This window comes from Acinetobacter sp. YH12255 (assembly GCF_013417355.1).
Classification (GTDB): domain Bacteria; phylum Pseudomonadota; class Gammaproteobacteria; order Pseudomonadales; family Moraxellaceae; genus Acinetobacter; species Acinetobacter pseudolwoffii.
In genome coordinates, this window is sequence record NZ_VPEC01000017.1 from 59,815 (window position 1) to 70,735 (window position 10,921).

The 10,921-nt window shown below is 45.0% G+C and carries 8 protein-coding genes and 2 pseudogenes; 7 read left to right on the top strand and 3 right to left on the bottom strand.

Features of this window, described 5'->3' with window-relative positions; all coding sequences use genetic code 11:
- Positions 1 to 26: 26 nt before the first annotated feature.
- From FTV30_RS09025 to FTV30_RS09035, 3 genes are all read left to right on the top strand, one after another.
- The gene (locus FTV30_RS09025; protein WP_180001453.1) at positions 27 to 2,729 is read left to right on the top strand and encodes a heavy metal translocating P-type ATPase; all 2,703 of its coding nucleotides are present in this window, start codon (positions 27 to 29) and stop codon (positions 2,727 to 2,729) included.
- The gene (gene cueR, locus FTV30_RS09030) at positions 2,726 to 3,133 is read left to right on the top strand and encodes a Cu(I)-responsive transcriptional regulator (protein ID WP_005096982.1); all 408 of its coding nucleotides are present in this window, start codon (positions 2,726 to 2,728) and stop codon (positions 3,131 to 3,133) included. The genes FTV30_RS09025 and cueR overlap by 4 nt, the downstream gene beginning before the upstream one ends.
- Positions 3,134 to 3,207: 74 nt before the next feature.
- Complete coding sequence (locus tag FTV30_RS09035) at positions 3,208 to 3,402, top strand: heavy-metal-associated domain-containing protein (RefSeq protein ID WP_005096981.1); 195 nt, start codon at positions 3,208 to 3,210, stop codon at positions 3,400 to 3,402.
- A 65-nt stretch (positions 3,403 to 3,467) separates the two neighbouring features.
- Here FTV30_RS09035 and FTV30_RS09040 read toward each other — a convergent pair whose 3' ends face one another.
- Positions 3,468 to 4,073 (bottom strand): TetR/AcrR family transcriptional regulator, encoded by a 606-nt coding sequence (locus FTV30_RS09040; RefSeq protein ID WP_005096979.1) that lies wholly within the window; start codon positions 4,071 to 4,073, stop codon positions 3,468 to 3,470.
- A 511-nt stretch (positions 4,074 to 4,584) separates the two neighbouring features.
- Here FTV30_RS09040 and FTV30_RS09045 point away from each other — a divergent pair.
- The 3 genes and pseudogenes from FTV30_RS09045 (at position 4,585) to FTV30_RS09055 (ending at position 9,234) form a co-directional block, all read left to right on the top strand.
- On the top strand, positions 4,585 to 6,366 hold the full coding sequence (locus FTV30_RS09045; RefSeq protein WP_180001454.1) for an acyl-CoA dehydrogenase C-terminal domain-containing protein: 1,782 nt from the start codon (positions 4,585 to 4,587) through the stop codon (positions 6,364 to 6,366).
- 77 nt (positions 6,367 to 6,443) lie between these two features.
- The gene (locus tag FTV30_RS09050) at positions 6,444 to 7,619 is read left to right on the top strand and encodes a thiolase family protein (RefSeq protein ID WP_180001460.1); all 1,176 of its coding nucleotides are present in this window, start codon (positions 6,444 to 6,446) and stop codon (positions 7,617 to 7,619) included.
- 117 nt (positions 7,620 to 7,736) lie between these two features.
- A pseudogene (locus tag FTV30_RS09055) lies at positions 7,737 to 9,234 on the top strand (succinate CoA transferase).
- Between the two features lie 88 nt (positions 9,235 to 9,322).
- On the opposite strand, the gene FTV30_RS09060 reads toward FTV30_RS09055, so the two are convergent.
- On the bottom strand, positions 9,323 to 10,399 hold the full coding sequence (locus FTV30_RS09060) for a putative zinc-binding metallopeptidase (RefSeq protein ID WP_005096974.1): 1,077 nt from the start codon (positions 10,397 to 10,399) through the stop codon (positions 9,323 to 9,325).
- Between the two features lie 245 nt (positions 10,400 to 10,644).
- Here FTV30_RS09060 and FTV30_RS09065 point away from each other — a divergent pair, with 245 nt between their 5' ends.
- Positions 10,645 to 10,797, top strand: coding sequence for a hypothetical protein (locus tag FTV30_RS09065; RefSeq protein ID WP_180001455.1), 153 nt, complete (start codon positions 10,645 to 10,647; stop codon positions 10,795 to 10,797).
- Between the two features lie 13 nt (positions 10,798 to 10,810).
- Here FTV30_RS09065 and FTV30_RS09070 read toward each other — a convergent pair.
- A pseudogene (locus FTV30_RS09070) lies at positions 10,811 to 10,921 on the bottom strand (IS701 family transposase); the annotation flags it as partial.

A 10,921-nucleotide genomic window follows, 5' to 3' on the forward strand; every position in this document is an offset into this window, starting at 1 on the left:
CATCGGCAGCAAGTTGATGCATGGAGATGGGCATGGCAGAACAAGACAGCATCCGGTTATATGAACAGCAGGTGCAGATTGGCGGTATGACCTGTGCATCCTGCGTGGCTCGGGTCGAAAAAGCCTTGAAAAAAATTGAGGGCGTGGTTGAGGCATCTGTCAACCTGTCGACTGAAAAAGCTTTTATTAAAAGCCAGCAGCCGATTGCTGCCGCTGTGCTAGTTCAAGCAATTGAAAAAACTGGCTTTGATGTACCGACGCAACAGTTTGCTTTGAATATTGAAGGCATGACCTGTGCATCTTGTGTGGCTCGCGTAGAAAAAGCCCTAAAAAAAGTAGAAGGTGTACTGGATGCACACGTGAATCTGGCCACTGAAAAGGCGCATGTGAGTCTAATCAATTCTGTGCCATTGTCCAAGTTGACTCAGGCGGTGCAAAAAGCCGGTTTTGATCTTCAGGCTGACCGGATTGAACTGGCGATTGAAGGCATGACCTGCGCCTCCTGCGTCGCGCGTGTTGAAAAAGCTTTATTAAAAGTAGACGGCGTCAGTACAGCACAAGTCAATCTGGCGACTGAAACTGCTTCGATTCAGGCATCCCGTCAGCACATCCCAGCTTTGATTGCTGCTGTAGAAAAAGCCGGTTTTAAAGCCACAGAAAAAACCAATACACATCTCTCGGCAGATCGCCATGGGGCTTTTCAGGAAAAGAAAGCCACTGAAACCGCGCAACTGAAACAGGATCTTTGGCTTGCTCTTATTCTGGCAGTCCCTGTGTTTATTCTAGAAATGGGTTCACATCTGATCCCGGCTTTTCATCATTTTATTGCGCAGACGTTGGGAACCCAGAACAGCTGGTATCTGCAGTTTGTGCTGACCACTTTGGTGCTGATTATTCCGGGACGGCGTTTTTATCAGCATGGTATTCCGGCTTTATTGCGTTTGGCGCCGGATATGAATTCTCTGGTCGCGGTCGGAACAATCGCAGCTTATGGATTTTCCTGTATTGCGACCTTTTTTCCGCAGCTGTTACCCCAGTCCACCGTCCATGTATATTTTGAAGCGGCAGCTGTCATTGTTGCGCTGATTTTACTGGGGCGGTATCTGGAAGCCAAAGCCAAAGGTAAAACCTCAGAAGCGATTCAGTATCTGGTCGGCTTGCAACCGAAAACCGCACGGGTACAACAGCATGGCAACTGGGTTGATCTGGCGATTGCCGATGTACAACAGGGCATGCTGATTGAAATCCGCCCGGGTGAAAAAGTCGCCGTCGATGGTGAAGTGGTTGCCGGGCAAAGTTATATCGATGAAGCAATGATGAGTGGTGAGCCTTTACCCGTGGCCAAACAGGCCGGGGATCAGGTGGTGGGTGGTACAGTGAACCAGAATGGAACCTTGCAAATCAGGGCCACTGCGGTCGGACAGGATTCTGTACTGGCGCAGATTATTGAGATGGTGGAACAGGCACAAGGCTCGAAACTACCGATTCAGGCGGTGGTGGATAAAGTGACTTTATGGTTTGTACCTGCCGTCATGGCACTGGCGGCCTTGACCTTCATGGTCTGGTTCCTGTTTGGGCCTGAACCCAATCTGACCTATGCATTGGTCAACGCCGTGGCGGTGCTGATTATTGCCTGTCCGTGTGCGATGGGGCTGGCAACGCCGACCTCAATTATGGTCGGAACTGGGCGTGCCGCTGAACTGGGCGTGCTGTTTCGTAAGGGTGAAGCTTTACAGTTATTGCAGCAAACCCAAGTCGTCGCACTTGATAAAACCGGAACCTTGACTGAAGGAAAACCGTTGCTGACGGACTTTGAAGTCACAGCAGATTTTAATCAGCAGACTGTATTGCAACTGGTGGCTTCGGTTGAAGCCAAGTCAGAACATCCGATTGCCCATGCCATTGTTCAGGCAGCTCATGAGCAACAACTGGAACTGAGTGAAGTCACAGATTTTGATTCGATCACCGGCGCAGGGGTCAAGGCACAGGTAGCTGGTCAGCAGCTGCATATTGGAGCTGAACGTCTGATGCAGAACTTAGGTCTAAATGTCGATCTGTTTCGGTCTACTGCACAAAAACTCGGTGATCAGGGCCGTAGTCCCTTATATGTGGCGATCAATCAAAAGCTGGCGGCGATTATTGCCGTCGCGGATCCGATTAAAGCAACTACCTATAGTGCGATTCAGGCCTTGCATGAGCAGGGTCTAAAAGTAGCGATGATCACCGGTGACAATCAGCATACCGCGCAGGCCATTGCCAAACAGCTGAAAATTGATCAGGTAATTGCGGAAGTTTTACCGCATGAGAAAGTGGATGCGGTACGTCAACTCCAGCAGCAATATGGCGTACTCACTTTTGTCGGAGACGGAATCAATGATGCCCCGGCACTGGCACAGGCTGATGTTGGCATGGCGATTGGTACAGGCACCGATGTCGCGATTGAGGCAGCCGATGTGGTGTTGATGTCAGGTAATTTACAGCATGTGGCCACCGGAATTGGTCTGAGTCAGGCCACCATGCGCAATATCCGGCAGAACCTGTTCTGGGCCTTTGTCTATAATATTGCTTTAATCCCGATCGCTGCCGGGGTGCTCTATCCATTCTGGGGCATCTTGTTATCGCCGATGTTTGCCGCAGGTGCGATGGCATTGTCTTCCGTGTTTGTTGTCACTAATGCTTTGAGATTAAAAGCCTACAAAGCGGTACAGTTCAAGGAGCAAGCAGGATGAATATTGGTCAGGCGGCAAAACGTTCCGGCATCTCTGCAAAAATGATTCGTTATTATGAAGACATCGGGTTGTTGCCTGCTGCGAAACGAAGCGATGCAGGTTATCGGGTTTATACTGATGCGGACATTAAAACCTTAAGTTTTATTCAACATGCACGCGAACTCGGCTTTTCTTCAGAGCAGATGAAAGAATTACTCGGCCTGTGGCTGAACAGCTCACGTCAGAGTAGCGAGGTGAAACAGCTGGCCGAAAAACATATCCAGTTTTTACAACAGAAAATTGCCGATATGCAGCATATGCTGGTGATATTACAGCAATCGGTGGAGCAGTGTGCCGGCAATGAACAGTCCGATTGCCAGATTTTAAAACAGATTGAACAGGGTGTCGTCCCTGAGCAGCACTGAGCTGATCTGCAGCTCAGGTTAAATATAATCTGCCCAATCACATTAATTTTTAAAGCGATCCTATGGAGCTAAATATGAAATTCCGTATTGAAAATATGACCTGTGGTGGCTGTGCACGCAGTGTGACTGCTACGATTAAAGATCTGGATGAAAATGCCACCGTTCATATAGATGTGGCGACTAAGCTGGTCGAAGTTGAATCGACAGTCACTGAGTCCGAGATTGTCGCGGCTTTAACCGAAGACGGATTTCCGCCAATTGCTGCTTGATATTTGTTAAGTCATTCAATTGAAATAAAATGCCGGATTCAATCCGGCATTTTTTATTATAGGGCTTAGACTGACGAGATTTTATCCGGGGTCATCAGCGCCTGATTAATATACAGTTTAATCAGACGTTCACGCGAACCAATCGCTTTTTGATAATTGGTTGAATTTAATAATAGTGAAGCTCCATAAGTCACGGTCCAGATATAAGACAAATAATCCCGAATCGACATGGCACTTTCTAAAGCCACCAGATAATCATGGGTCATGTCTTTAATCCGGATAATCCGTTCTTCGCGAATCCGATAAAGCTCCTGAAATAAATCTTTCAGGTTTTTTTCATTATTGGTTAAACGCTCTTCAATCACATGCAACAGGATGGTGCGATTGGAATTGAGCATGTGATAGAGCATATATTGCGAAACATAATTTTTAATATCGTTATTATATTTTTTTGATATTTCCAAGATTCTTTTTTCATTCAGAATAATTAGTTCTAAATATAACTGGTTCTTGCTTTTGAAATGTTTGTAGATGGTTCCTTTGGCAATATCGAGTTCACTGGCGAGTTCACTCAGGGTAATGTCCTGATTATTATCGAGCAGCAGGCTTTCCGCCATACTCAGAATCTTCTCTTTACGAAGAAGGAAGTTCTGCTGTCTTACAGTGGTCATTTTCTTAGTCCATACTTTTCGAAAAGGAACCCCTCAAGAGTATTCAATTTTAACCGCCATGGCTATAAAACTAAGGTCGTGATATTTATCTAAATTTGTATATTTATACAACATTTGGGTACAGCGGAAAATCTCTATAACGCGTTGCTAAAAATCTTGTCAAGAAAACTGAACCCTAGAGATCAACTTTGGTAAATAAAATTCCATTTTCAGGATAATTCTTTTATTGTTTCTGCGCATGAAGTTAAATCATCGTGTGGTTTTAAGCCATATTGAGCAATATTTATGCGATGAATAGAAATGATTTTAGCAATGGGTATCGAGTTGTAATAATACGATGCATGTTCGATATTTAATCACTTCTGATATGCAGTGCAAAATAAACCTGATCGCATGATTTTTCAATTGCATGCATTGATTCCAGTGAAGAATAGAACAAGATTTTCCTGGAATAAATGATTAGAAAATACTCAGTAACAGAATTGGGTATCACCATTTAAGGAATTTGAAAATGCCTATTTATAATGCGCCGCTGAAAGACATGGAATTTATTTTAAATGATGTGTTTCAGGCTGAACAATTTTGGCAGGGCAATGAAAATCTTGCACATTTAGATATGGCGACGGCAAATGCAATTCTGGAAGAGATGGCCAAATTTTCCAAGAATGTCATTCTTGATCTGAATCGTCCGGCAGATGAAGACGGTGGTGCTCAGTTTAAAAATGGTGAAGTCACCACACCTGCGGGTTTTAAAGAGGCTTTCAAGCAGTTTGCTGAAGGCGGTTGGGTGGGTCTGGGTGCACCTGAAGAATGGGGCGGTCAAGGCATGCCGAAAATGCTGACTGTACTTGCAGATGAGATGATCTGGAGTACCAACCCGTCATTTATGCTTTATCCATTGTTAACCGTGGGTGCAGGCATGGCAATCAATGACCGTGCTTCACAGCAACAGAAAGAAACCTATTTGCCAAAATTCTATACTGGTGAATGGTCGGGCACCATGTGTCTGACTGAACCACATTCAGGGACTGATCTGGGCATTATCAAGACCAAAGCCGAACCGAATGATGATGGCAGCTATAACATCAGCGGCACCAAAATTTTTATTACCAGTGGTGAACATGACCTGAGTGAAAATATCATTCATCTGGTACTGGCAAAAACTCCAAATGCACCAGCCGGTTCACGTGGTATTTCCCTGTTTATCGTGCCGAAATTTTTGGTCAATGCTGATGGTTCACTGGGCGAGCGTAATGCCGTGGCAGCAGGTTCAATCGAACATAAAATGGGGATTAAAGGCTCTGCGACCTGTGTCATGAACTTTGATGGTGCCAAAGGCTATATGGTTGGCAATGAAAATGAAGGTCTGGCTGGTATGTTCGTGATGATGAACTATGAACGTCTGTCGATGGGTATTCAAGGTATTGGTGCGGCAGAATTTGCTTATCAGAATGCGGCACAATATGCGACAGACCGTTTGCAGGGCCGTGCATCAACAGGCGCGAAATATCCAGAGAAACCAGCCGATTCGATTCTGGTACATGGTGATGTGCGCCGTATGTTGCTGAATGTCCGTGCCAATAATGAAGCATCTCGTGCATTTGCCGTCTATGTCGGTCAGCAGCTGGATATTACCAAATATTCAACCGATGCTGAAGCGGTGCGTAAAGCAACCGACCGTGTGGCATTATTAACCCCGATTGCCAAAGCTTACTTAACGGACAAAGCACTGGATTCTGCACTGGAAGCGCAAATGTGCTTTGGTGGGCATGGCTATATCCGTGAATGGGGCATGGAACAATGTATTCGTGACCTGCGCATTTCACAGATTTATGAAGGCACCAATGGCGTACAGGCGATCGACCTGATTGGCCGTAAAACCACGAAATGTAAAGGCGCGTATATTGCAGAATATATCGCTGAAATCCGTGAGTTTTCCCAGGGTCTGGATGATGCCTTAAGCATTAAAGCAGCGACGTTGCAGACCTGTCAGCAACTGGAAGATATCACCGGCTTTATCGTCGAGCAGTCTCAACTGAATCCTGATTTTGCCAATTCAATTGCGGTTGATTATTTACATGCGGTCGGTCTGCTGAGCTTTGTGTATATGTATGCACGCATCAGCCAAGCCGCTGCCAGCAAGAACGACAGCTACTTCCAAAGCAAACTGGTACTGGCAAATTACTATGTGGCCAAAGTTCTGCCAGATTTAGGCGCACGTATTCAACGTATTCAGGCCGGTGCGGAACTGGTGATGCAGTTCTCTGAGGACTATTTCACCTCACAGGCTTAAACCCGCAATAATTGCGAAGGACAAACACTGCCGGGCTGTTTCTGGCAGTGTTGATAACAATGATGAAAAAGGAAGAGATTAAAATGATTGTAATTGTAGATGCTGTACGTACTGCAATGGGCGGTTTTCAAGGTTCGCTTTCGAGCTGTACTGCACTAGATTTGGGTGCTGTGGCCATCAAAGAAGTGGTGGCTCGTGCAGGTTTAACTGCAAATGATATTGATGAAGTGATCATGGGCTGTGTACTGCCTGCCGGTCTGAAACAGGGGCCAGCACGTCAGGCGATGCGTCAGGCCGGATTACCGGATTCAACTGGTGCCACCACCATTAATAAAATCTGTGGTTCAGGCATGAAAGCGGTGATGCAGGCAGCAGATGCGATCAAGGCCGGTTCGGCTGAAATCGTGGTGGCAGGCGGTATGGAATCTATGTCGAATGCGCCATATTTGATGGACAAGGCGCGTGCCGGTTTCCGTATGGGACATGGCAAAGTCACTGACCACATGTTCCAGGAAGGTCTGGAAGATGCGGAAACAGGTCTGTCGATGGGGGTTCTGGCGCAGGAAATGGCCGATAAAAAAGGCTATACCCGTGAGCAGCAGGATGACTATGCGATTGGTTCATTAAATAAAGCCGTGACTGCAGTTCAGCAAGGTTTCTTTAAAGATGAAATCGTGCCAGTAACAGTGAGCACACGTAAAGGCGATGTCGTGGTAGAGCAGGATGAACAACCCCTGAATGCCAAAGTGGATAAAATTCCAACCCTACGTCCAGCATTTAAAAAAGACGGTACCATTACTGCGGCAAATGCCAGCTCAATTTCTGATGGTGCTTCTGCGCTGGTGATCACCTCAAGTGAAGTTACGGCACAGCGTAACTTAAAACCCCTGGCTAATATTCTGGCCTATGCCAGCCATTCGCAGCATCCTTCGGAATTCACCATTGCACCTGTCGGTGCGATTGAAAAAGTGCTGAAAAAAACCGGTTGGGATGCCGCCGATGTTGACCTCTGGGAAATCAATGAGGCTTTTGCCATGGTGACGATGCTAGCCATTGATGGCTTTAAACTGGATACTGCAAAAGTCAACATCAACGGTGGCGCATGTGCGCTCGGTCATCCACTGGGGTCTTCTGGTTCCCGTATTATTGTGACCTTGATTCATGCCTTAAAACGTACTGGTGGCAAGAAAGGTATTGCCGCACTGTGTATCGGTGGCGGTGAAGCAACTGCGATTGCAGTGGAACTGGTTTAAGTCCAGCCAAAATTCAATGCTCGAATTAGCAAAATTAATTATTGATTGATTTAGACGCTAATGCTCTTGGTTCACCAGGAGCAGACGCCTCTTTATTTTATATTTTTGAGATTTTTTATGAACGGTTTAGAGCGCATTCGTTTGCTCCCATTACAAGATAAAGTCGTATCTGTCGAAAAAGCACTACAACTGATTCAAGATGGCGATGTAGTTGGTTTAAGTGGTTTTGGGGGGGGCAGGTGAAGCGAAAACTGTGCCTTTGGCCTTGGCTGAATATGCACAGAAGTATCCAATTCATATTACCTTGGCGACAGGTGCAAGTCTGGGGAACCGGATTGATGGAAAACTCAATGAAGCACATGTCATAACCCGCCGTTATCCTTATCAGGCAGATCCTTCTTTACGTAAAGCGATTAATGCCGGTGAAGTGATGTATGTCGATCAGCATCTCTCTGAACTGGCCGATAATATCCGTCATAAAAACTTGCCAGCGATTAATGTGGCTGTAATTGCTGCAACTGCGATTACTGAAGACGGTCAGATTATTCCGACAGGCTCTTGCGGAAATTCTGCAAATTTCATCGAAATGGCAGATCGGGTCATTATTGAAATTGATATGACGATTAATCCCGTACTAGAAGGTGTTCACGATATCTATGTACCTCAAGCACGTCCAAACCGCGGGCCAATTCCTCTGACTCAAGCCAGTGACAAAATTGGAACAATCGGGATTCATGTTGCACCTGAAAAAATTTCTGCGATTGTCATCAATGAGATTCCAGACACTTCCTTTGGCATGGACGAACCGGATCAAGAAACGCTGGCGATTGCCAGTCACCTGATTCATTTCTTTGAACAGGAAGTGGCAGCAGGGCGTTTACCTGAAAATCTGGGGCCGCTGCAATCCGGTGTGGGCTCCGTGGCCAATGCGGTCTTTGCCGGCTTCGAACATTCCAATTTCAATAATCTGGAAATGTATTCTGAAGTCTTGCAGGATTGCACTTTCCAGCTTATCGATTCAGGCAAGATGACCTTTGCTTCAGGTTGCTCCATGACCCTGACCGATGACTGTGCCGCACGAGTGATGAACAATTTTGATCGATACAAAGATAAAATTGTCTTGCGTCCACAGGAACTTTCCAATAATCCTGAACTGATTCGCCGTCTCGGGATTATTGCGATTAATACAGCACTTGAGTTTGATATTTACGGAAATGTGAATTCAACCCATGTTACTGGAACCAAGATGATGAACGGTATTGGAGGCTCGGGAGATTTTACCCGTCATGCGCATATTGCCATCTTTGTGACCAAATCCTGTGCCAAAGGTGGTGCGATTTTTTCAGTCGTTCCTCTAGTCAGCCATACCGACCATACCGATCATGACGTTGATATTCTGGTGACTGAGCAAGGTTTGGCAGATCTGCGCGGTTTGGCACCGCGTGAACGTGCCCGCAAGATTATCGATATCTGTGCTCATCCAGATTACCGCGAAAGTTTAAATCATTATTTTGAGCGTGCCTGTGCGCGTGGTGGTCAGACACCGCATTTATTGAATGAAGCTTTGTCTTGGCATGCCCAATTTGAAGAAACCGGTTCAATGAAAACCGCTTAATACGTTTAATCACATTGATCGTCAAATAAAGCCCGTCGTATACGGGCTTTATTCATTTTATTACATTCAGTTTTTTGTCGTTTAGAGATCATTTGGATGATTTAAAAACTTTTTCCAGTACATGCCGATGTATAAATCGAAGCTTGTCTTTTACCGCTTCGGTCAGCTTGAATGGGTAGGCGTCTTCCAGACCCATACAACGGTTCAAGGCATTTAAATTAAAGGTTAAGGTAACCCAGTTTGCAAGAATATGTTCAACATCCTGTCCGCCAATTGGACATTCTTTAAAATCCATGCTGGCCAGATAGCCACCATTGCCAATAACGCGGATGCCAGCATAGTAAGCAGTTTCCAGTGTTTCCATCATATGCAGATAATGCGCCCAGGTTTCTGCCCAGTCTTCCCAAGGATGTGCGGTGGCATAAGCACTAATATAGTTTTCCTGCCAGTTGATCGGGGCGCCGTCATTATAATAAGTTTGCAGCGCCTCACTGTAATTTTGCCGCTCATCGCCAAAATAATGACGAAACTCTTCAATCAGTTCCGGATGTAAGTGTTGCATCAGTGCAAAATAGTAATGTCCGCTTTCATGGCGAAAATGGCCCAATAAAGTCCGGTAATTTTCTCCCATATTCACGCGTGTTGTTTCACGATACACCACATCCGCTTCAATCGCATTTAAAGTAATCACACCATTGGCATGACCAATCAAAACCGGCTGATCATCTTCGGGCAGTAAAAAATCAAAACGCAGGCCAAATGGATCATCTTCAGATTTTTTGGGGCGTGGCATCATGTTCATACGCTGCGCCAAATAAAGGAAGCGGCGTTTGGCCTCTTCCAGTCGAAACCAATAAATCAGGTTCTCTGAATTTTCCAGATCAGGAATCACATGAGTGAGTTGACAGGACTCACAAAAATCTTCATCTTCATTACTGGGAATCATCCAGTTACATACCTGATAGTGCGTATAGTTATGACAGGGTTTATAACTGGCATGCTGATAACTTTTGGAGACTGGAATCCATTGATCAGCACTCTGCTTTTTAAATGCGCACAATTCTTTTTCCGAAGCGACATAGCCGATTGGTGACATACAATGATCACAGACTGATTTGTAAAAAAATAGCTGTTGCTGGCAGACGGCGCATTCAAAATGTTTCATCTAAACTCCCTGTAGGGAAGCAAACTGTCTAGAATGCCTACCTAAATTTCATCCTATTGTAATAACATCATAAAAATTTTAATAAAAACTCTATATGGCTGAATTGTAAGTGGAGGATGCTTGGCATTATATTGTGAGCTAAATAACTTGTTATTTTTAATAGAAAAAGATTGCTTAGAGAAATACAAATTGACAGATGATCTATTTTTGCAACAAAGCCAGGTTAAGGTGAAATTTAAAATAATATGAACATTAGAAAAGCTACTGTTCAGGATACATCTGCTATCGTAGAAGTCATTGCACCATTTGTAGAGGCTGTCACTACGGCAGAAGAGGGACGCTTACGTTTTAAAGCTGAAGTAATTCAAACCATTTTTGAACGGCCAGATAATTTATAGGACTTACGCACTATTATTTATAGATTCTCTGTGGTAGCAGATGATTTTTATCGAGAATAAAGTCATCAATGAAGTTTTTGATAACTGGTCTAAATAATTTCTTCTGCCAACGATATACATTTTC

Coding starts and splice junctions, on each gene's coding strand:
- FTV30_RS09045 (WP_180001454.1), top strand. CDS start 4,585: ATGCCTATTTATAATGCGCCGCTGAAAGACATGGAATTTATTTTAAAT.
- FTV30_RS09065 (WP_180001455.1), top strand. CDS start 10,645: ATGAACATTAGAAAAGCTACTGTTCAGGATACATCTGCTATCGTAGAA.
- cueR (WP_005096982.1), top strand. CDS start 2,726: ATGAATATTGGTCAGGCGGCAAAACGTTCCGGCATCTCTGCAAAAATG.
- FTV30_RS09035 (WP_005096981.1), top strand. CDS start 3,208: ATGAAATTCCGTATTGAAAATATGACCTGTGGTGGCTGTGCACGCAGT.
- FTV30_RS09060 (WP_005096974.1), bottom strand. CDS start 10,399: ATGAAACATTTTGAATGCGCCGTCTGCCAGCAACAGCTATTTTTTTAC.
- FTV30_RS09040 (WP_005096979.1), bottom strand. CDS start 4,073: ATGACCACTGTAAGACAGCAGAACTTCCTTCTTCGTAAAGAGAAGATT.
- FTV30_RS09025 (WP_180001453.1), top strand. CDS start 27: ATGGGCATGGCAGAACAAGACAGCATCCGGTTATATGAACAGCAGGTG.